The 21582-nt window shown below is 36.9% G+C and carries 17 protein-coding genes and 4 pseudogenes; 9 read left to right on the top strand and 12 right to left on the bottom strand.

The features are described 5' to 3' along the window. Positions 1–166: 166 nt before the first annotated feature. From AAHI02_RS20735 to AAHI02_RS20720, 4 genes are all read left to right on the top strand, one after another. A complete protein-coding gene (locus AAHI02_RS20735; protein WP_346984785.1) occupies positions 167–1798 on the top strand; it encodes a hypothetical protein in 1632 nt (543 codons plus the stop codon). Continuing rightward, positions 1761–2555 (top strand): hypothetical protein, encoded by a 795-nt coding sequence (locus AAHI02_RS20730; protein WP_346984784.1) that lies wholly within the window; start codon positions 1761–1763, stop codon positions 2553–2555. The genes AAHI02_RS20735 and AAHI02_RS20730 overlap by 38 nt, the downstream gene beginning before the upstream one ends. A 227-nt stretch (positions 2556–2782) precedes the next feature. Next, a complete protein-coding gene (locus AAHI02_RS20725) occupies positions 2783–4906 on the top strand; it encodes a Tex family protein (protein ID WP_346984783.1) in 2124 nt (707 codons plus the stop codon). 9 nt (positions 4907–4915) lie between these two features. Further along, entirely contained in the window at positions 4916–5494 is a 579-nt protein-coding gene (locus tag AAHI02_RS20720) for an RDD family protein (protein WP_346984782.1), read from the top strand. Positions 5495–5560: 66 nt separating this feature from the next. Here the strand turns inward: AAHI02_RS20720 and AAHI02_RS20715 are convergent, their stop codons facing one another. The 5 genes and pseudogenes from AAHI02_RS20715 to AAHI02_RS20695 form a co-directional block, all read right to left on the bottom strand. Next, positions 5561–5737 (bottom strand): histone H1, encoded by a 177-nt coding sequence (locus AAHI02_RS20715; protein WP_346984781.1) that lies wholly within the window; start codon positions 5735–5737, stop codon positions 5561–5563. A gap of 319 nt (positions 5738–6056) precedes the next feature. Further along, positions 6057–6545 carry a MaoC family dehydratase gene (locus AAHI02_RS20710; RefSeq protein WP_346984780.1) on the bottom strand — a complete coding sequence of 163 codons (489 nt, stop codon included), beginning with the start codon at positions 6543–6545 and terminating at the stop codon, positions 6057–6059. A gap of 62 nt (positions 6546–6607) precedes the next feature. Beyond that, positions 6608–7430: pseudogene (locus AAHI02_RS20705) on the bottom strand (alpha/beta hydrolase). Between the two features lie 176 nt (positions 7431–7606). Beyond that, positions 7607–9043 carry an SDR family oxidoreductase gene (locus tag AAHI02_RS20700; RefSeq protein ID WP_346984779.1) on the bottom strand — a complete coding sequence of 479 codons (1437 nt, stop codon included), beginning with the start codon at positions 9041–9043 and terminating at the stop codon, positions 7607–7609. A 476-nt stretch (positions 9044–9519) separates the two neighbouring features. Further along, positions 9520–10104: a nicotinamide-nucleotide amidohydrolase family protein gene (locus tag AAHI02_RS20695; protein WP_346984778.1), complete on the bottom strand. Its 585-nt coding sequence runs from the start codon at positions 10102–10104 to the stop codon at positions 9520–9522. Between the two features lie 553 nt (positions 10105–10657). Here AAHI02_RS20695 and AAHI02_RS20690 point away from each other — a divergent pair. The 5 genes from AAHI02_RS20690 to AAHI02_RS20670 all read left to right on the top strand — a co-directional run bounded on the left by AAHI02_RS20690 (position 10658) and on the right by AAHI02_RS20670 (position 14768). Further along, on the top strand, positions 10658–11290 hold the full coding sequence (locus tag AAHI02_RS20690; RefSeq protein WP_346984777.1) for an NAD(P)H-dependent oxidoreductase: 633 nt from the start codon (positions 10658–10660) through the stop codon (positions 11288–11290). 19 nt (positions 11291–11309) lie between these two features. Continuing rightward, a complete protein-coding gene (locus AAHI02_RS20685) occupies positions 11310–11744 on the top strand; it encodes a MarR family transcriptional regulator (protein ID WP_346984776.1) in 435 nt (144 codons plus the stop codon). After that, complete coding sequence (locus AAHI02_RS20680) at positions 11744–12166, top strand: organic hydroperoxide resistance protein (protein WP_346984775.1); 423 nt, start codon at positions 11744–11746, stop codon at positions 12164–12166. The genes AAHI02_RS20685 and AAHI02_RS20680 overlap by 1 nt, the downstream gene beginning before the upstream one ends. Positions 12167–12303: 137 nt before the next feature. Next, a complete protein-coding gene (locus AAHI02_RS20675; RefSeq protein ID WP_346984774.1) occupies positions 12304–13425 on the top strand; it encodes a lactonase family protein in 1122 nt (373 codons plus the stop codon). Between the two features lie 32 nt (positions 13426–13457). Continuing rightward, positions 13458–14768: a hypothetical protein gene (locus AAHI02_RS20670; protein WP_346984773.1), complete on the top strand. Its 1311-nt coding sequence runs from the start codon at positions 13458–13460 to the stop codon at positions 14766–14768. Between the two features lie 7 nt (positions 14769–14775). Here AAHI02_RS20670 and AAHI02_RS20665 read toward each other — a convergent pair whose 3' ends face one another. The 7 genes and pseudogenes from AAHI02_RS20665 to AAHI02_RS20635 form a co-directional block, all read right to left on the bottom strand. Next, positions 14776–15396, bottom strand: a complete 621-nt coding sequence (locus AAHI02_RS20665) for a peptide deformylase (protein ID WP_346984772.1) — start codon at positions 15394–15396, stop codon at positions 14776–14778. Positions 15397–15870: 474 nt separating this feature from the next. Next, entirely contained in the window at positions 15871–16620 is a 750-nt protein-coding gene (locus tag AAHI02_RS20660; RefSeq protein ID WP_346984771.1) for a ChaN family lipoprotein, read from the bottom strand. A gap of 562 nt (positions 16621–17182) precedes the next feature. Further along, positions 17183–18212: pseudogene (locus AAHI02_RS20655) on the bottom strand (ChuX/HutX family heme-like substrate-binding protein). A 5-nt stretch (positions 18213–18217) separates the two neighbouring features. Then, positions 18218–18868, bottom strand: coding sequence for a class I SAM-dependent methyltransferase (locus tag AAHI02_RS20650; protein WP_346984770.1), 651 nt, complete (start codon positions 18866–18868; stop codon positions 18218–18220). After that, positions 18868–19640 (bottom strand): annotated as a pseudogene (locus tag AAHI02_RS20645) (heme ABC transporter ATP-binding protein). Before AAHI02_RS20645 ends, AAHI02_RS20650 begins: the two are co-directional and overlap by 1 nt. After that, positions 19637–20680: an iron ABC transporter permease gene (locus tag AAHI02_RS20640; RefSeq protein WP_346984769.1), complete on the bottom strand. Its 1044-nt coding sequence runs from the start codon at positions 20678–20680 to the stop codon at positions 19637–19639. Before AAHI02_RS20640 ends, AAHI02_RS20645 begins: the two are co-directional and overlap by 4 nt. Then, positions 20664–21543: pseudogene (locus AAHI02_RS20635) on the bottom strand (ABC transporter substrate-binding protein). Before AAHI02_RS20635 ends, AAHI02_RS20640 begins: the two are co-directional and overlap by 17 nt. Positions 21544–21582 lie beyond the last annotated feature (39 nt).

The raw sequence follows: 21582 nt of genomic DNA, 5'->3' as shown, positions 1-21582 counted from the left end.
GAACTTCATGCCTCATCCCATTAACATACATCAATAAAACAATAATAAATTTATAATACACTGATTAACAAACTAAAAACTTTACTCCTGATATTTACATATCACTTGTAAAAAGTTTGGGAATGTTGTAATTTTGTGCGCTCATAGAGCACAAATAATAAATTTCATGATCAAAAAACTAATACCGTTATTAATTGTTGTCAACACTGTCAGTTCAGTGTGTGCACAAAACAGCGCTGAGAAAGCCATTGCAGCATTTTCTGAAAAATATCCACAGGAGAAAATACATATTGTACTCAATAAAAACAGCTATATCGCCGGTGAAAATATCTGGTTTAAATCCTTTGTTTTCGATGGGTACAGTCCTTCTCAGGTATCAACTACTTTATTTGCAGAACTGTATGATCATAATAAAACATTGATCGCTAAGAAATTCCTCCCCCTGATCAACGGAGAAGGTAACGGAAGCTTTACCCTGCCTGAAAACTTGAAAGAAGATGTATACTACATAAGAGCATACACCACATGGATGAGTAACTTCAGTGAAGAATTTCAGCCCTTAAAACCGATCACGGTATATAATCCTTCGTCAGATGAAAAGCTGGTGAAGACTACTGATTCTCCATGGTCTGTCTCCGCCTTCCCCGAAAGCGGAACTTTTATTGAAGGAATACCTACCAAATTTGCTGTACGCCTAAAATCCGAAGGCTCCACTCCTACGGACTGGTCGGGTTACGTAATCGATACTCAAAAGCCTGAGGTAAAAATAGTTTCTTTTAAAGGTTTTGACCAAAATGTAGGCTCATTTACCATGACGCCCAATGCGGGCTCTGCCTATCAGCTGATCGTTACAGATTCTAAAGGAAAACAACAGACGGCTGCTTTGCCAGAGGTAAAGACTTCCGGTGTCAATCTCCAGGTGGCTGTAACCAATGATGCTATAAAATTTAAACTGAAATCAAAAAATATAGGAACTGCAACCGCTTATAAAATAATTGGAACTTTAGGCAACGAAATGGTTTTTAAAGTAAATTCTGATAAGGTCTTGGAACGCGTTTACTCTATTCCTACCCAGCAGGTCATCAATGGAATTCTTCAACTAACTGTTTTTGATGATAAAGAAAATGTCTTGGCTCAACGACTCTGCTTTGTAAAGCCTGATATTCTGAAGATAAAAAAAACAATAATGAAGGCTTCTTTTCAGGAATCACCCAAAGCTTTGAATAATTTTAGCATATCTGGAACTGATTATACCCCTTATACTGTCCTTGTGATGGATGGAACCTCTGAAAGTTCAGAAGATGAAAACAGCTTGCTGAGCACCCTATGGCTTACAGGCGATCTCACTTCTAAAATAGAAATGCCGTCGCAATATTTTAAAGAAAACCATAACTCGGAAGCTTTAGATGCTCTTTTAATTTCTGAAAAATGGAAAAGATTTGACTGGAAAATGATTATAGCGGGAAATTATCCTACCATCAGATATGATCCAAAGCCTTATATAGCTTATAAAGGTAAAGTAACAATTAAAGGAAAATCTGCTGATTCCGCAGATCTAAATATACTTTTTGAAATGCCTGACCATACTACAGGATTTCAACAGGTAAAGACAGATACCAATGGTTTTTTCTCTATGAGCGGACTTACATTTGAGGATGCTATAAAAATTTCTTATCAGCTCAATGATCCAAAAATTCCGAAAGAACAGATACAGGTGATTTTCCAACCGGATTTTAACTTTATTTCCTATAAAAAAAAGTATGCCATCAGTAGGCTACATTTTAGAAAAAAGGGATAAGAACGAGCCATTATCTTCTCAGGTTCAAAGATATATAAACGAAAAGCAAACACAAAATTCTATTAATGAAAAAGTTACATTAATTGAAGAAGTAAAGTTGAAAGTTCAGAAAAAAGACAAGACCCGCCAACTCAATGAAAACTTGAGTAGCTCTATCTTCAGAGGCTCAGACGAAAAGATCTTTGATTTTGTAAACGATAATAATAACTCTTTACTTGGCTTCACAAATATAATTCAGTGGCTGCAAACTAAGGTAGCAGGATTATCAGTTTCATCAAGTATAGGAAATTACGCGGTAAAATTCAGAGGGAATATTATTTCTGTATATTTAGATGAAATGCCACTTAATCCTTCACTAATATCTTCTATTTCACCTTCTGAAATTGCTATGGTAAAAATTATTACAGGAGGATTTGGTATCGGACATGAAGCTATTGCTATTTATACAAAAAAAGGAGGAACAACAGGAGCCGTTTATATTACCGAAAGTCATTCTGCACTTAAGAAAATTACTTTAAATGGATTTGATAAGGTAATACCATTTGTAACACCAGCCTACAACGATGAAAACTTTAAGAGCATTTCTGATGATGTACGCAGCGTTCTGTACTGGAATCCGTATCTGCTCACTGATCCGGGAACACCTGCTAATGTAAAGTTCTACAATAATAACGACGCAAAAAACTATAAGATCATTATCATGGGGTATGACAATAAAGAAAATATACCTGTTTATTATAATGCACTAGTACAGTAAATAATAAATTGATACTTTAAATAAATAACAGTCTTAAGGAGGCTGTTTTTTTGTTTTAGGTACTATACTTTTCCGCCAGGATAAATCAAATTAAAGATGCTATTTACTGATAACTTCAGTTTTAAATCCGACATTACAATTGCTCAGTCTATAAAAATATGGCATTCATTTACACAGATCACCGCATTTTTCTAAAAAGTCAGTATTTTAGCCGTTTAAATTTTAAGATGAACGCGACTCATTATATACAGCAATCTCTCAATATATCAGAAAAAAGCATCTCCTCTACCCTTCAGCTGCTTGCAGAAGACTGCACGATCCCTTTTATTGCCCGATACAGGAAAGATAAAACAGGAAATCTCGATGAAACACAGATCGAGCAGATCTTAAAAATCAATAAGCAGTTTGAAGAGATTGTCAAAAGAAAAGAATCTATTCTGAAATCTATTGACGAACAAAATGCCCTGACACCGGAATTAAAACAAAGAATTCAAGAAAGCTTTGATCTGCAGGAGCTTGAAGATATGTATTTGCCTTTTAAGAAAAGAAAAAAAACAAAAGCAGATGCTGCCAAAGAAAAAGGTCTGGAACCTTTAGCTAAAATCATCATGAGCCAGAAAGCCCAGAACTTGGATTCTTTAGCTTCCAGATACCTCAACGATCAGGTCGGGACGGAAGAAGAAGCCCTTCAGGGGGCAAGAGATATTATGGCAGAATGGATCAATGAAAATATGTATGTCCGCAAAAATCTCAGAAGGCTATTCCAAAGGAAAGCGGTAATCACATCAAAAGTGGTCAAAGCGAAAAAAGATGAAGAAGACGCCCAGAAATTCTCACAGTATTTCGAATGGGAAGAAAGCCTGAACAGAACGCCGTCACACCGTCTTTTGGCTATGCTAAGGGCTGAAGCAGAGGGTTTCGTCAAAACCAATATCGGAATCGATAAAGATGAAGCCATCGAATTCATTGAAAATGCCATTATTAAATCAAACAACGAAACAGCCGGACACATTTCACTTGCTATAAAAGACAGCTACAAAAGATTACTGGAACCCGCCATCTCCAATGAAACACTGCAGGAGGCCAAAGAAAAAGCAGATAAAAAAGCCATCGAGATTTTTTCTGAAAACCTTACGCAGCTGCTTTTAGCACCTCCTCTCGGGGAGAAAAGAATTCTGGCGATCGATCCTGGTTACAGAAGCGGATGTAAAATAGTCTGCCTGGATGAAAAAGGCGATCTTCTGCATAATGAAACCATTTATCCGCACGCTCCACAGAATGAATCTGGAATGGCGATGAAGAAAATACGGTCGATGGTGAATGCCTATCATATTGAAGCCATCTCCATCGGAAACGGAACCGCAAGTCGCGAGACAGAGTTTTTCATTAAAAAAATCGCATTCGACAAACCGCTGCAGGTTTTCGTAGTTTCGGAGGCTGGCGCTTCAGTATATTCCGCAAGTAAAATTGCGAGAGAGGAATTCCCAACATACGATGTGACCGTTCGCGGAGCCGTTTCCATCGGAAGACGATTATCAGATCCTCTGGCAGAACTTGTGAAGATCGATCCGAAGTCTATCGGTGTCGGACAATACCAGCATGACGTGGATCAGACCCAGCTGAAGAACGAACTGGATTCCACGGTGATGAAATGTGTAAATTCTGTAGGGATTAATTTAAATACTGCCAGCAAATCTTTATTAAGCTACGTCTCCGGGATCGGTGAAAAAATGGCAGAAAATATCGTGAATTACCGCGCAGAGCATGGCGCTTTTGAAGACCGCAAACAACTGAAAAAAGTTCCGAGGCTGGGCGAGAAAGCGTTTCAGCAGGCGGCAGCTTTCGTAAGAATCAGCAATCCTAAAAATCCTTTGGATAATTCAGCCGTACATCCTGAAGCTTATGGAATTGTCGAAAAAATGGCTAAAGATCTAAATATTACCACTCATGAACTAATTGCCAACAAAGAGAAAATTTCTCAGATCAATCCTGAAAAATACATCACGGAAGATATTGGAATTTTGGGAATTAAAGATATTTTAAAAGAGCTTGAAAAGCCCGGATTAGATCCCAGAAAAGCTGCCAAAGTTTTTGAATTTGATCCGAGCGTTAAAAAAATCACTGATCTCAAAACCGGTATGATTTTACCGGGAATCGTTAATAATATAACCGCTTTTGGATGCTTTGTAGATCTGGGCATTAAAGAAAGCGGACTCGTACACATTTCCCAACTGAAAGACGGATTTGTTTCTGATGTGAATGAAGTGGTAAAGCTCCACCAACATGTTCAGGTAAAAGTAACCGAGGTCGATGAGGCACGAAAAAGAATTCAGCTGAGTATGATTCTGTAAAAAATTGTTGTGAAAATATCAGAAATTAAAGAAAGAAAAGTGATTTACAGACCGACTCCTGATTTTGACAGGTATGGGAAAAGAATCTATCATGCTTACGAGTATTATTTGCCTTATAATCCTGGATTTAAAGGAAATGAGACGATAAGGCTATTTGCAAAATGGATAGATATGGCAATATTCGCTATCATTTTCTTTTATCTGTTTAATAAAAATCCTGTTGAAGCCGTTCTGCTATCAATTCCCTGTGTGATTGTTTCGGGTGCAATAACCGAATATTATTACGGAACAACATTAGGTAAGAAAATATTCAGAATAAGAGTAATTGACGATGAAGGAAACAATCCTTCGCTTTTTACCTCATTAAAAAGAAATTTTCTGTGCCTGGCAAACTTTTATCCTGTTTTTTCTGAGTACACATCAAAAACCGTTGCCATGGGGTGGAGAAGAGGACCACAGGTTAATTTCAGCATGAACCTCAACAATAAAATCTGTACAACCTATATTGTAAAAGAAAGCAGGATGGAGGAAATCAGAAGTCTATTGGATAGCGAACAGCCTGAAAATAAAAAACAGATAGAATCTTAACGTAATTGCAATACAAATGCAATATCCATTAAAAAACAAAGCCGGCTTCGTGAGCCGGCTTTATTATTATTTTTTAGATTCTTCAACAGAAACTTTTCTGAATTCTTTGAAAAGTTTGCTTAGCTCTAAAGCTGATTTACGAGCTCTTGTTCCAGCTGCTTTGTTTCCTTTTTCTGCTTGTTGGTGTGCTTCAGCTGCAAAAGCTTCAAATTCCGCGTTGATTTTTTCAATTAATTCTTTCATTATTTTTAAAATTTAGGCTGCAAATATATGTTTTATGGTAATTCCAGCCTAATACAGAAGAAAAAATTTATGATAATTAATTAAATTTAATAGTTATCCCCTCCTTTCAGTTTAATTTTTAAATGAAATACTGATTTTTAATGGTTTTTTTACAGCATTCACCGAGCCATTTTGCCCCATTCATCGAAATTTTATCATTCCGCCGATTTCCTACATTTTAACTATAAAAACAAGCGATTCCCGCAGTCCGTTTCGAATCAAAAAAATAAAGTCTTTAAAACTTAATTTAAAGACTTTAATCATTTTTAGTTTTCAGGATTTATCTCTTCAGCAAGTATTTGTGCTGACCTTCCAGTACAAGCTCCGATTTTTGGTTATACACCGTCACCCTTGTTGTTACCACTCCTTTATCTCCCTGAGGTTCCAGATTGGTAATCGTAAGAGACGAATACAGCGTATCTCCGGAATGAACTTCTTTCAGAAAGTGGCAGGAAAGCTCTAAAAAACTGATAAAGACATTTCCAAAATAATGCGGAAGCAACGTTGCACCCGGCGCAGTGAATGAAAGAACCTGCAAACCGTGTACTACCGGCGCCTCATGGCCATACCGTCTGGCATACTCCGCATCATAATGAATAGGATGATTGTCGCAGGATACCGTCTGAAAGGCTGATGCATGAGCATCCGTAAGCGTTCTGCTCGGCGCTCTGAACACCTCTCCTACCTCCAGCTCGTCGAAACCACGTTGCGGAACAATAGAGAAATCTTCAGGATCAAAATTTGAATTTTCAGTATTTGAATTTTCCATAAAACCTGGGTGTTTGAATAAACAATTGTCTTACATATGACCAATCGCCATAATCTTAAGAATTACTTTTTAATAAACTCCAAAATATCTTTGTTGATTGTTTCGTGCTCTGTAGTCGGCATTCCGTGGGGAAATCCCGGATACGTAATCAATTCGCCGTTCTTTAATAATTTAGCTGATTTTATCGCAGAATTTTCAATCGGAACAATCTGATCATCTTCACCGTGTAAAACAAGAACCGGAATATCAACAGCTTTCAGATCTTCAGTAAGATCAGTTTCAGAAAAGGCTTTTATTCCATCATAATGCGCTACGATTCCACCCATCAGTCCCTGTCTCCACCAGTTTCTCTGAACACCGTCTTTTACATTCGCACCTTCTCTGTTGTATCCGTAGAAAGGGAAAGTAAGATCATAATAAAACTGATTTCTGTTATTTAAGGTCTGATCTCTGATGCCATCGAAAACCGACATTGGTACGCCATCAGGATTGTTTTCACTTTGTACCATTACCGGAGGAATAGCACTGATCAAGACTGCTTTTTTTAGCTCTTCCGTTTGCATATTTGTTTACATAACGGATCACTTCACCGCCACCTGTAGAGTGCCCGATGTGTACTACGTCTCTCAAATCTAGGAATTCAACCAGTTCAGCGGCATCGGAAGCATATTGTTCAATCGTATGATTGTAGATATTCTGACTTGAACGTCCGTGGCCTCTTCTGTCGTGTGTTACGACTCTGTACCCTCTCTGCAGGAAGAAAATAACCTGTGCATCCCAATCGTCAGCAGATAAGGGCCAGCCGTGGTGAAACATCAATACCGGTCCTTCTCCCTGGTCTTTGTAAAAAATCTCTGTTCCGTCTTTTAATTTTAGTGTACTCATTGTTGTAATTTGTTTTTGATTAATAATTCAACTCAAACTCATAATTACAAAAACTGGCACTAAGGAAATAAAACACTTAAAACCAACAATTTAAGCAAATACACAATAGAATTAAAATACGAAATACCGTAATATTATGATGCCGTTATTTTAATATGGTAAATTTCATTTAAAAATCATCGGGAATCGCTGGTGAGCCTTTTAAGCATACCTTTAAAAATAATTCCATGAAAAGGCAGAACTGCGTACCAATATAATCTTCCGGAAATTCCGTGTGGACGAAAAACGGCTTTCTGCCAAAGCTTTCCCCTGTATATTTTGAACATAAGCCAGGCTTCTCCCGGCAGTTTCATTTCGGCAAAAAGAATTAATTTTCCTTCTTCACGGTCGGCATACAATACTCTCCAGAAATCCAGCGCGTCACCTTCATGAAGCCTGTCAGGATGAGTACGTCCGCGCCTTAATCCAGGTCCGCCAACCATAAGATCCATAAAACCCCGGATTTTCCATAAGCCCTGTCCGTACCAGCCATTATTTCCGCCGATCCTGAAAATTCTTTCAATACATTTTTCACGGTCGTCATACACTGCGCTTCTCAGATCCGTAAAGCATCCGTAATGGGGAACTTCCATAAAATCTTTCAGGCTGGTATCTCTCCGACTGCTGATAAAGCTGTCTTTCCAGCTGGAAACAATCTCATTTGCCTGAATCTTTGCTAAGGTTCTTTCTAAAGCTGTCTCATAAGAAAAAGGCTGTACACCGGTAATTCGTTTTATTTCGGCAAGGCTTTCGGGTCTGCAGATCACCTCGATCTTCATACTTCCGACCAGGGCTGTTGCGAGATTGTATGAAGTGGAAGTAATAAAGTAAAGCCAATATGATGAAAGTTTAGGAGTCATCACCGGCAAGGTAAAAATCTTTCTTTTTAGATGCCTTATCCTGGCAAATTCCAGAAGCATTTCTTTATACGTAAGGACATCATCGCATCCGATATCAAAACTTTTCTGATAGCTTTCTTCTTTAAAGAGAACAAAAATCAGGAAATCAAGGACATTTGCAATCCCAATGGGCTGACATTTGGTATCGAGCCATCTTGGAGCCACCATTACCGGCAACTTTTCGACAAGATCTCTGATAATTTCAAAAGAAGCACTTCCTGATCCTATAATGATGCCTGCCCGCAGCACCGTAACCGGTACTTTAGATTTCATCAATGTTTTTTCAACCTGAAAACGTGAATTGAGATGCCTGGAAAGTTCTTTTTCATTCACAAGTCCTGAAAGATATACGACATGCCGGCATTCCGTGGTTTCAATAAAATTGGCAAAGTTCTGTGCGCATTCTCTTTCCGAGTCTTCATAATCGTTTGAATTGCTCATAGAATGCATCAGATAATAAGCTCCTGAAATATCCTGAGGGATGTTTTTAAGCGTTTCGGGCTGCAAAAAGTCTACCTCCACAACTTCTATGAGCGATTCGTCTATATTCACATCTTTCGAAAAGCGGCTCGCATCTCTACAGCAGCAAACGACCTTATATCCCTGCGCAGCAATTACGCTTATCATTCTTTTGCCAATATATCCGGTGGCTCCTGTGAGTAGTATTTTTTTCATAGTAAGTTGCGTAGATTAGTTTAAATGCTTTTTGAAAACGTTTAATTTCAACAGATTAAAAGTATTATAAAAACCGAGCCAAGTGTGAAGAATTTATAGAGCTTGTATAAATTCTGAATATATTTTTAACATTAAGTAATTAAGGTGTAATTTCTCAATTAACTTAATTTAAATCAATTTATTGATTCCTTATTTTTTAAAGCTCAATAAACTGAATTTCTTAATGGTAAAATTAAGAATAAACTTCGTTTATTTTGATGAAACAACATTAAGTAGAAATCCTAAAAATTATTAAGTAAAATCTAAAAAGGTTCATAGAAATAAAAATACATATAAAAAAGCCCCTCATTAAACGAGGAGCTTATAAAATGACTGCAAAAATGAAGTTATAGATAGATCAAATTTATCTGATATGTCATTAGCAGTTTATGATTATTGTCATAATAACGTACATTTTATTAGTTTTTTCTGCAGGATTAATTCATGGATTCAGATCGTTTTTCAGCATGCTTATCCAGCTCAAGCTTAAAACATCCGAGTATAAATTCAGTATAGTACAGCTGAGCGTTTACCTGTTTTGTTCTGGAATGAAGATCAAGCTTCTCCGACAGAATAACTCTGCCTTTGTACACAATGGAAAAATAGGCAAACAACCTTTGCTTTGATTCCGGAACCGGCGTTGCATAGCCTGTAACAGCAATTGACCAATCGGTTTTAAAAAGCTTTGAAACATTCAGTGCCATTGTTTCTGAAATATGCGGCGATACACAATCGCAGGCACTTGCCTCAGCCTCGTCGACATTCAACAAGCTTACTTTTTCATCCAGTGTATAAGCGGTGACCCCTCCTTTGAAAAATTTTGAGGCTTCTTTCATCTGTGAAAACGAAAACTGCAGAAACCCAGAGGTCACACTTTCAGCTACGGTTATTGTTTCGTCTACCGAAAGTAAATATTTGCCGATGTAATCAAAAAGGTTCTGCAGTTCTATAATAAAATTTATAAGAGATCTCACGGAGAGTTCTTCTGAACTTACCCCGATGCGTGATGGTTTTAAAATCATTAATTCTTTTTATTTGTAACATTTTTATTTAAAATAAAGAGCTTTTCATCTTCATTTTTCTGCAAGTAGTCTTAATTTTCATAAAAATTATCCATCTGCTCCAACGCTTGTATTAATTTATGCTAATACATTCTGACCAATCAAACATGAGGCCAGCAACAATGTAAATAACATTAAAAAAAGCCTGCTTTCATACAATCAGTACAACAAAGATTAAAATATACGGGCTGGTTTATAAAACTCAATCCAGATTATAGTATTGATCTTAATATAATGGAATATGCATCAGATTAATCGAAATTACTCAATATCAGATATAATTTTTATGATCTTAATCAACCGGAAAAAATGTTTCAATTATTTATTTTGAAGAAAGTATGAAAGCATTACAAAAAAATAAAACACAGCAACGCACAGAAATAAAATAGAAATTGAATAAGTTTTGGCACTAACTATTTTAATTATTTAAATAAAATTTAACAAAATTAAATTGCACACAATTTAATTTGGTAGTATTTTTGCAATGTAGAATTCAAATAAAATAATTAACAAAATGTCATTAATAGAAGATTTAAACTGGAGACATGCAGTAAAAGCGTATGATCCGTCAAAAAAAGTTTCAGAAGAAGATTTAAATAAAATTTTAGAAGCAGCAAGGCTCGCTCCTACGTCATCAGGTTTGCAGCCATTCCGCGTGATTGTTGTGGAAAATCAGGAGCTCAAAGAAAGAATGGTTCAGGGAGCATTGAATCCTGAAGTGATGAGAGATTCTTCCCACGTGCTGGTTTTTGCTGCCTGGGACAGCTATTCTGATGAAAAAATTGACAAAGTTTACGATCATCACACCGATGTAAGAGATTTACCAAGAGGCCGTTTCTCCAGCTATACCGATAAAATTAAAGAAATCTATGGAGCGCAGACTCCTGAACAACATTTTATCCATACGGCAAGACAAACTTATATTGCTCTGGGTCTTGCCATGGCACAGGCAGCCGAACTGAAAATAGACAGTACTCCTGCGGAAGGTTTCAGCAACGAAGTGGTAGATGAGATTCTTGGACTAAGAGAACTGGGTTTAAAAAGCGTAAGTTTACTTTATCTTGGTTACAGAGACGAGAAAAACGACTGGCTTTCCCACATGAAGAAAGTAAGGATTCCGATGGAGGAATTTATCATTAAAAAATAGTAAACATTTAATTTCGATTATGGAAAATCAGGAATCTTTAAAACTGGAAAATCAGCTCTGCTTTCCACTTTATGTGATCGCGAAGGAGATTACGGGATTGTACCGCCCGTTTCTTGACGAGCTTGATCTTACGTATCCTCAATACCTCGTGATGATGGTATTATGGGAGAATGACGGGCTTCCTGTAAATCATATCGGAGAAAAGCTTTACCTGGACAGCGGTACACTGACACCACTTCTGAAAAGGCTTGAAGCCAAAGGTCTTATCCTTAGAAAACGAAAAAAAGAGGATGAAAGAGTCGTTGAAGTATTCATCACGGAATCCGGAAAAGCTCTTCAGTCAAGGGCCTGCGAAATTCCTGAAAAAATGTACAGAAAACTGGATCTGTCTCAGGAAGAGTGGCTTGATCTGAAAAAAAGCGTCCAGAAAATATTAACTAAAATAGAAAAATAATGAAAACCTTATATACAACAAAAGTAACAGCAACCGGCGGAAGAAACGGCCATGTAAAAAGCGACAACGGAGTTCTTGATCTTGAAGTAAAAATGCCAAAAGCACTCGGCGGAGCTAATGATGATTTCGCTAACCCTGAAATGCTTTTTGCAGCAGGATATTCAGCATGTTTTGACAGTGCATTGAGCAGAGTGATCTCTTTATCGAAAATCAAAACAGGAGAAACAACGGTAACAGCAGAGGTAAGTATTGGCCAGCTGGAAAACGGAGGTTTCGGTCTGGCTGTTCAGCTTGACGTGAATATTCCGGGAGTTTCCATTGAAGAAGCTCAGTCTTTAACAGAAAAAGCCCATGAGATTTGTCCTTATTCTAATGCTACTAGAAATAATATTGAGGTAAAACTTTCGGTAACTAATAATTAGAATTATTTCTTATCCCTATAATAAAATCTGCTTCCAAGGAAGCAGATTTTGTTTTTTAAACCAATATTGGCTGAAGCCATTATTTGTATTCTACGGAAATCATTTATATGTTTGCGCTTTTAAATAGTATTAAAAAGTTGAAAAATATTTTAGCCTTATTTATTACCGCCTGCAGCTGGGTTACTTTGTATTCTCAACATACATACGCTTTTTTTGGTTCATTTAATTGGGACAAGGATACAGAAGGAATTTACGTTTATGAATTGGATATTATTAAAGGAAATTTATCAAAAATTACTTCTTTTAAAGGTATAGCAAATCCTTCTTTTCTTACAATATCGCCGGATGGAAAATACATTTTCGCCTGCACAGAAAGCAAAACCGAGAATGGAGGAAGTGTAAGCAGTTTTGAATTCAGTCCTGAAAAAAAAACGTTGACATTCATTAGTACACAAAAAAGTGGTGGTGAAAATCCTGTATATCTTACAGTACATAGAAATGGAAAATGGCTTATCAACGGAAATTATTCGGAAGGAAGTGTTTCAGTTTATCCTATTTCAGACAACGGAAAGATTGAACCTTATGTCCAAAATTTTCAATTTTCAGAGGGAAGTATAAATCATGACAGACAAGATCGTGCACACATCCACTCCACTGTTTTTTCTCCGGATTTTAAATACATTTTTATGCCGGATTTAGGCGCTGATAAAATAAGAGCTTATCAATTTCAAGATGAAAAAGAAAAACCGTTACAGAAAGCAGAAACTCCTTTTGTACAAACTTTTCCTGGAAGCGGACCGAGGCATTTGACCTTTCATCCGAATGGAAAATTTGCCTATTGCATTGAAGAAATGGGTGGAGCAGTAAGTGTATATTTCTATGAAAATGGAAAACTTGAAAATATTCAACGGATTGATACTCATTCAGCAAAATATAAGGAGGGTTTTGAAAGTTCAGATATTCATATTTCGCCGGACGGAAATTTCCTTTATGCTTCCAATCGTGGAAATGAAAATAATATCGCTATATTTTCCATTCAAAACAACGGGACATTAAAAACCATAGGCTATCAATCTGTTAAAGGAAAACATCCGAGAACATTTAATATTGATCCCAGTGGAAATTTTTTGATTACGGCCAATACGGGAACTAATGAAGTAGTCGTTTTTAAAAGAAATCCTGAAACAGGTTTATTGAAAAAAGTTGGAAAGAAGATTAAAATCAAAGGTGTTTCGTGTGTTGAAATTAAAAGATATTAGCTATTTTTAAGCAATCCAATAACTTTTAAACCATGAAAAAAATTGCGATATGCTTTATTATATTGGTAGCCAATAATCTATTTTCCCAAAAGATGAAAATTATTAATAAAGATAAACAAACGATAAAGGTTTCTGTCGTTGACAGTGCAGAAATATCGCACTTAATTAAGACATTTCAAGGAAAAAAGAATATTTCAAAGCATAAAAATCTAACATCTAAAACATATGTTCTGGATGATCGACGTATCATTATTGAATTTTTTGACAGACAAGGAGTTTTAGTAAACAATGATGATGATTTTAATAAACTGAAAGACATACAATTTGTAAAAAATCAAATCTGGAATCTAAAGAAAAATATTTCATACAAAAATAAGCTGGACTACGTCCAGGGATTAAATATTCTGAAAACTGAAAAGCCTCAAAAACTGCAGCAATTCAATTCTATTTATGGAAATTCGGATTTTGGCGTTTATAAATTAAAAACGGATCAGATTTTATTTTTAAGTGATAAAGCAACAGAAAAATATGCGGGAATATACCCTGATCTTAAAACCTTAGCCTCAGATAACTATATTATTGAAGAAGAATACTACAGCTCAAATGACGAAGAGAATATAATGAGAGAACTTGCCGGAGGTAACCCTCTGGAAGATTATGAACCCAATGAGCACTTAATTTACCCCAAATATGTTGATGCATTGATAAAAAATCATAAACTTAAGCTTTTAGAAGAAAAGGTCTACATTAAAACGTTTTATGGCAACTTATATAAATCTGAAAAGAATGGTTTTTATTTTTTAATTGATGAAATTAACCAAAAAAATGGCGCCGGAGATAAAATGCAAATTTTAGAAGTTAATATTTTCAGCAGTTTGGGCCAGGTACGGGAGGCACAGAAACAATATGAAAATTTCAGAAATGAACCTGATGTATCCGAATACTTCTATCAAAAAATTTCCGATCGATATGGTAAAGATTTTCCAAAGTATATTCCCGAACTCATCGACCAGCTTTCTCAAGTTTTAAATATCGAAAAAGAAGAATTAACCTTCGATCGTAAAGGACTTGAAATTGTAGATGAAGCCATAATATGGAATAAAGATAATGTAGAAATATTTAATAATTGGTTTCCTTCTGTTATCGCATTCTACGGTCAATATTATATAGAAAATAAGAAGGAAGGAAAATGGATAACTGTATGGGATGAAGAATCACATCTTTGGATTCCACAATTGCAGCTTAACAATGGATCTTTTGCCTGGAATGCAGGAAAATTTTATAAAGACTTTTATGAAGGATCAATACGTTTACAATGGATCGAAGAAATGAATAGGAAATGAGTTAACCTTAAAACGTCACTTTCTTAAAAGCATCCACCTTCTGATACCTGTCGTTCTTTTCCTTTTCTTTTTTATCAGAAATTAAAACACCGAAAAGATGGTCAATTTCATGCTGGAAAATGACAGCGGTAAAGCCTTCTACCATTTCTGAATATTTCTGCCCTTTTAAGTCAACATATTCCAACTGGATAACTTTGCTTCTGTAAAACTGATCTCTGAAATCAGGAATCGACAAATCGCCTTCCGGCCCCAGATTCTGTAATTCTGATCTCCAGACAATCACAGGATTGATAAAATATTCCAATGGTTCGCCCGGCTTGTCAAAACGCTGAACCCAAATCACTTTCCTGTTGATGCCGACCTGAGGGGCTGCAATTCCTACCCCGCCATCAGTTGACAGTAAAGATTCTTTCATTCTTTTAACTAAAATTTCCGTGTTTTTATCCAACGGATCGATTTCTGCGGAAAGACTCAATAAAGTTCTATGCTGATGTTCATCAGTGGTCTGGTAGATCGGTAAAGCAGTACTAATGTCTCCCCGATTGATAAGAGAAATTTCTGATGGCGTGAGCTTTTGAGCATTGATGACACTGATGAAAAGTATGAATATGAAAGACAGTTGTTTCATTGTAATGGAATAAGTAACAAAGATAAAGGATGTTTTCAGGTTTTGGCTAAAGCCTATTGAATTTTTTCAAGAAAAAACGGGCTAAAGCCCGTTCCTATCGATACCCCCCCTGCATTTTATTGGAGAATTGTACGTAAAGATTTGCGTCTGGATTCTTTCAGAATGACAAAATTTGTGGATAATTGTGTTCGGTTATTTACTTTGCGATAAAGAATTCAGTAATGATCTATCTCAAACTATTGCAGTTATCTTAAGAGATTCTTCACTCCGCTTCGCTTTGTTCAGAATAACAAAATGTTGGCAATTTTGTTCGGTTATAATTCTTACTTTTAACTTTTAATTTAGCTCTTCTAATACGTTTTCGTCATATCCTCGGGAATCACAAGATTAAAATCTGTTGGTACATAATCTTTTTCAGGGATTTTAAGCTCAGGGGTTTCAGATTCAAAAACAGAGATTACAGCCATTTTCAGGTTAGGGTTTTTCTGTTTGATGTACCAGTAAATACCGCCGAATTCTTTGCTGTGGTAATTTCCGTTGTAATGGATGAATGTTTTTCCGGATTGAAAATTTTTTTAGGATCGATTCTGCCATGGTAGCATCTTTAATAGCCTGGGCGGAAATGAAATTCATGACCTTCATCTCTTCCGCATGATCGCCCATCATCTTTTTCATTTCAGGATAGCCGGGCGTTTCGAGGGTCACTTTGATTGGCAGTTGGGCGATGTAGATTTTGTCTTTCGCCGGTAAATTTTTCACCGATTCCAGTCCTTCTTTTGAAGTTTGAGAAGCGTATCTCCTGGGAACATTGGTAGCAATGAAAGGTATTTTCTTATCTTTTGCAAAATCAACCAACGGTTTATAATCGGTTGAGAAGTTATTCCATAATCGTGCAGAGTCTTTTAATGTTTTAGCATTGAATTTCCCGCTCAGATAATCATTTAACTGAGATTGATTGTCTCTTTCAAACATTTCGGCCCCAAGGATAAGCTGCCCGCTTTTCTTTTCAAATAAAGCTTCTGTAACTTTTAGCTGCAGCCAGTGGTTGATGGAACTGTTGTGGTTTTCTCCAAAGAAAACGATATCGTAATCAGCGAGGGCTTTGACTAATTTTTCGGTGTTGATTTCTTTTCCTTTCTGGTTATAGAATTGATAGGCCTTAAAATCCTGCGCATTGAATGAACAGAAAAGGGCAAGCAATAGTATTGAGAGAATATTTTTCATTCTTAATTAGGTTATTTAATGTATCGCAAAGGTCGGAAAGATTATTCTAAATTCACTTTCATAACCAATACCTTTTTTTGAAATATTTGATATATGATTCATCAATTCGAGTGTTTTTTTCGTAACAAAGTGAAGAAAAAATGTATAGAGAATTATCTCAAAAAACACGAACTTCTCGATACGACTTCTTCAAAGTCTACTCGAAGTGGCGTGTGCGGTAATTACACAATACGAATGTTCGTCCGTCTGTTCGAGTAAAATTCTGAAAGAATTTTTTATCGAGAACCTATAAGTATGAAAACTCGCAGTATAACTTCTCGATACGATTTTTTTCAAAAATCTACTCGAAGTGACGAAAAGCACAACAAGTGACAAATTGCATTGTCTTATATACTTCGGACAAGGCTTTATATAATTTGGACAATTCTTCATTTATTTCAGACGAAGCTTTATTTATTCCAGACATTGTCTTATATACTTTGGACGGTGTTATTATTTCTTCTTATTAAAAAAAAGCCGCCCTGCACTATACAAAACGGCTTTAAGAAAATGATCTAACTATTTATTTTTCAAGATCTGCTACAAGATCTTTCCATTCCTGCAATTCAGGGATTCCGGGTTTTCTTTTTCCGAAGAGCTGAACGATGAAATCTCCTTCTTTGTTGAATACTTCAATTGCCGTTACTTCACCGTCTTCTGTAGGTTTTTTCACGATCCATGCTTCAGCGATTTTTGTTACATCAAGGTGTAAGTTGAAATCAGGATCCATTACATTGAACCACTGCTGGTGCCACAACGTTTTCTTTACATTCCCGGTGTGGATCTGGATAATTCCCCTGTTTCCAACGAAGATCATGATCGGAAGCTCTTTTTCAGAGGCATCTTCCAGCACGTTTACCACTTTAGAACTATCGATTTTTTTGGTAAAACCTTCCGGAGCTAATCTTAATGCCTGCGTTCTGCTTACCCCGAATTTTCTGGTCATCATGAAAAAAATCGTGGGTATCTTTTAGTGATCTCCATGCATTTTGGAAACCTTCAACATCAATTTCGGCATCCGGTTTTTCTTCTGCTTTCGGAGCAACCGTTTCAAATTCGAAGGATGAATTTTGCTCATCAGCTTTAAACTTTTCAACCAATGCATCGAAAGCCGCTTCATTGCTGTCTTTGGTTAAGTAAATTTTATGCAATGCCAATCCGTCTTTTCCAAAGAACTGTAAGCTTTTTTTATCGCCTTCCACCACAGCAAAAGCGAATTTCCAATGGTTTAAGAAAATTCTGAGATCGATATCTTCTCCTACGAAAAGCTGTGCGTGCGGACTGCTGAAATCTCCGTTTAAATACGTTCCTTTTCTTTCGTGAACGCATTCGTCGTTACGCGTAAGAGCCATCACTTTCCCTAACTGCTCAGCTTCTGTTAAAATATTCTGAAATTCAGGCTTTAAAACCGTTACGCTTTCGCCTACATTTGTTACTAATAATTCTGCTTCACTCACACCAAGTTCTGCAGCTGCATTTCTGATTCTCAAATGTGGATTTTCAGCTTTAAGAGCTTCCCATTTTTCTTTAAGATCGTTTACTAATGTGCTCATTATTTTTATTTTTTAATGGTTAAAATCGTATAATTTCTAGTTATTGTTTCGTCTCCTGTTTTGCTTTTCACCTGTTCTTGCCTTTCGGAAATTTTCATTCTTTTAAAATGGCTTTGGGAAACCGTTTCTTCCATTTCATCCGTATTATATAAGGTGAAGCCGAATGGTGTAAACGGCAGTTTTTCCATGAAATCCCGCTGTCCGAAAGTCAGAACAAACGTCCCGGTGTTTTTCAAAACCCTGTAAATTTCATTTAAATATTCTACAGGATTTTTCCAGAAATAGACTGTATTTACAGTGAATATTTTGTCAAAAACTTTATCTTCAAAAGGAAGTTTTTCCCCCTCATACAAAACAAAACCGGCCTTATCTTTAAAAGATTCATTTAATTTCCGGGCTTCGTTATGCATGGTTTCGGAAATGTCAATCCCGGTATATTTTATATGTTGGGCTTTATTTAAAATGTTTTCAACATGGCCTGCATTGCCGTGACCGATTTCCAGAATACTTTCATTGTCTTCTATCAGGAGTGCCTGAATACTTTCCAGCGTCATTCCGATGTTGGTATCATTCATCATCTCACCGATCTCGATGCCTTTTTCGCCTTGCGGATTGGCTAAATTCTGTGCTAATATTTTTAAATTTTCTTTGTCCATTATCCAAAAATGATCATTGGGTTATGAGTGATCGGATGGTCACAAACGGTACACGGAAAATTGTATGCTTCACTGATTTTTTTCGGCGGTAAAAACTTCTTCCGGCGTTCCGTAAGCCGCTACCCTGCCTGATTTCATTAGCAATATTTTATCGGCATACTGTGCTGCAAGATTCAGATCATGGAGAACGACTATTGCAGAATTTGCCTTTTTGGTGAAATTTTTAATGATTTCCAGTGCTTTGTACTGATGCTTTACATCCAGATTATTCAATGGTTCGTCGAGGAAAAGAAGTTTGTGGGCAATTTCGTTCTGCAGCTGCGCCATCACTCTTGAGAGGTGTACCCTCTGTTTTTCTCCTCCCGATAAGGTATTATATTCTCTTCCTTTCAGATGAAAAACATCGGTTTCGTACATCATTTTGTTCATAGCTTCGTGGTCTTCCTTTTTTTGGCTGTGCATCAAAATACGGGTAACGTCCCATCATGACCACGTCTTTCACTTCAAGCGGAATATCATTGCTGTTGTGCTGGGAAAATTTGGCTTTGTGTTTAGACAATTCTTTTACAGGCCAGTCAGAGATATTTTTATCTTTAAATAAGATCTGCTGTTTTGATTTCACTTCATTCGCCAGTACACTCAGGAGACTGGATTTTCCGGCACCGTTCGGACCGACGATGGCAAGAAATTCACCGTATTCCAGATGAACGTCCACTGCATCCAGGATATGGAATTCTTTATGCTTATAACTGATCTGACACGCCTTTATCATGACAGTGATTTTTTGAATTTAACTAAAATCGCAATGAATATCGGACCTCCCATCAATGCTGTCAGAATTCCGATCGGCAGTTCCGAAGGTTCTACAATGCTTCTGCTGAATGTGTCTGCCGTCAATAATAGAATACTCCCGCAAATGGCTGATAACGGCAAAATGAAGGCATAATTTGATTTAAATAAAAGCCTTAAAATATAGGGCACGATAAGACCTACAAAACCAATCGTTCCTGAAAACGCCACGCAGCTTCCGACCATCAATGCGGTGATGATAATTATCTGTTTCTTTAATCTTTCTACATTAATTCCCAAATGCTGAGCATCTTTTTCGCCTAACATCATGGCATTTAATGCTTTCCCTTTTGGCATCAAAATGAAATAAGAAATAATTAAAACAACGGCTAAAATGATATTCTTCGTCCATGTGGCGGCGGCTAAGCTTCCTAAATTCCAGAACGTTAAATCTCTCAGCTGATCGTCTTTTGAGATATAAATTAAAAAACCGGTGATGGAGAATCCGATGGCAGTGATGGCAACACCGCTTAGCAGCATCATCACGACATTGGTTTTTCCTCCGCTTGTGGAAATCCTGTACACCAACAGCATGGATAATAATGACCCTACAAAAGCGGCAATACCCACAAGCGAAAATTGTACTGCTTCAGGAAGATACTGCTTGAAGTGTCCTCCTAAAACAATCGTAATAGCGGCAAGTAAGGTTGCTCCCGAGGTAAGTCCTATTAAATCTCCCGTTGCTAAAGGGTTTTTAAACAACCCCTGCAGGCTTGTTCCTGAAACGGCCAGCATGCTCCCGATCAGAATAGCCATAATAATTCTGGCTGCCCGCACATCCCATACCACATATTTGTCACTCATTGATAATTCAGGATCTCCGCTGAACACTTTTCCCAATACTTCAAATGCAGACCGGCCCCCGAAATCATAGACCCCGGTATTAAGAGACCATACTGCTATGACGACAAGCAGTATGGCACTTATTGTAACGTAAACGTATAATTTACTTTGTGTTTTCAATTAAAAGTTTATTTAATCCTACAGCAGCTTCCCCTAATCTTGGTCCGAATCCTGAAACCAAGCCTCCGTCCATCGCAATAATTTTTTTGTTTTTACCGGCATTGGTCTGAGAAACTCCCGGCATTTTCAGCGCGCCTTCATTTCCTCCTGCTCCCTGTAATCCGCTTGTGAAGAAGAATAAAACGTCAGGATTTGCTTTTACTACGGCTTCCGGCGTTAATGGTTTGAAATCTTCGAAATCATTGACAGCATTTTCACCGCCTGCCAATTCAATTAAAGAAGCCATTGGAGTGTTTTTACCCGATACCATCAGCATATTCCCTCTTGCATAGATGAACAGGACTTTAGGCTTTTTGGCAATAGGCTGAACCTGCTTTAGGTCAGCATCAATTTTATCATTCAGTTTCTGATAATCTGTATTTCCGATTGCTTTTGCTACATCTGCGATCAGTTTTTTGGTTCCTGCAACGGTGAACTCCTGCTTGAAAACTTCGGTTTTAATTCCTGAGGCTTTGATTTTCCCCATCAGCTCAGGGTTGATGTCTTTATCTGAAGCTAAAATCAAGGTTGGCGAAACGGCCATGATCGGCTCTATTGTCATTGATCTTACGTGTCCCAGGTCTTTCGCCGTAGCTTTCAGAGATTCAGGATACGTACTGGTAACGTCTGTTCCTACGATTTCTTTTTCGTGACCTAGAGCAGCAACGATTTCTGTAATTCCTCCGTTCAGGGTTACGATTTTATTGTTAGATTTTGGTGTTTCGGCATTTACTTCTGTTTTATTTTCTGTTTTTGCGCCTTCTTCTTTTTTTACAGGAATAGACGGCTACCAGCAGAGAAGCGGCAAGAATGAATTTTTTCATGATCTACTTATTATTTGATTTATTTTGATTTGATTTACT

Origin of the sequence: Chryseobacterium sp. POE27 (assembly GCF_039727685.1) — a bacterium.
In the GTDB taxonomy this organism is placed as follows: Bacteria; Bacteroidota; Bacteroidia; order Flavobacteriales; family Weeksellaceae; genus Chryseobacterium.
This window is presented reverse-complemented; position numbering and strand designations above follow the sequence as displayed.

What these genes read in the sequence shown, in the direction of transcription:
- AAHI02_RS20715 (WP_346984781.1), bottom strand. Translation starts at nt 5,737, where the DNA reads ATGAAAGAATTAATTGAAAAAATCAACGCGGAATTTGAAGCTTTTGCA.
- AAHI02_RS20685 (WP_346984776.1), top strand. Translation starts at nt 11,310, where the DNA reads ATGGAAAATCAGGAATCTTTAAAACTGGAAAATCAGCTCTGCTTTCCA.
- AAHI02_RS20660 (WP_346984771.1), bottom strand. Translation starts at nt 16,620, where the DNA reads ATGAAAAATATTCTCTCAATACTATTGCTTGCCCTTTTCTGTTCATTC.
- AAHI02_RS20680 (WP_346984775.1), top strand. Translation starts at nt 11,744, where the DNA reads ATGAAAACCTTATATACAACAAAAGTAACAGCAACCGGCGGAAGAAAC.
- AAHI02_RS20665 (WP_346984772.1), bottom strand. Translation starts at nt 15,396, where the DNA reads ATGAAACAACTGTCTTTCATATTCATACTTTTCATCAGTGTCATCAAT.
- AAHI02_RS20710 (WP_346984780.1), bottom strand. Translation starts at nt 6,545, where the DNA reads ATGGAAAATTCAAATACTGAAAATTCAAATTTTGATCCTGAAGATTTC.
- AAHI02_RS20700 (WP_346984779.1), bottom strand. Translation starts at nt 9,043, where the DNA reads ATGAAAAAAATACTACTCACAGGAGCCACCGGATATATTGGCAAAAGA.
- AAHI02_RS20670 (WP_346984773.1), top strand. Translation starts at nt 13,458, where the DNA reads ATGAAAAAAATTGCGATATGCTTTATTATATTGGTAGCCAATAATCTA.
- AAHI02_RS20695 (WP_346984778.1), bottom strand. Translation starts at nt 10,104, where the DNA reads ATGATTTTAAAACCATCACGCATCGGGGTAAGTTCAGAAGAACTCTCC.
- AAHI02_RS20735 (WP_346984785.1), top strand. Translation starts at nt 167, where the DNA reads ATGATCAAAAAACTAATACCGTTATTAATTGTTGTCAACACTGTCAGT.
- AAHI02_RS20725 (WP_346984783.1), top strand. Translation starts at nt 2,783, where the DNA reads ATGAACGCGACTCATTATATACAGCAATCTCTCAATATATCAGAAAAA.
- AAHI02_RS20730 (WP_346984784.1), top strand. Translation starts at nt 1,761, where the DNA reads ATGCCATCAGTAGGCTACATTTTAGAAAAAAGGGATAAGAACGAGCCA.
- AAHI02_RS20650 (WP_346984770.1), bottom strand. Translation starts at nt 18,868, where the DNA reads ATGGACAAAGAAAATTTAAAAATATTAGCACAGAATTTAGCCAATCCG.
- AAHI02_RS20690 (WP_346984777.1), top strand. Translation starts at nt 10,658, where the DNA reads ATGTCATTAATAGAAGATTTAAACTGGAGACATGCAGTAAAAGCGTAT.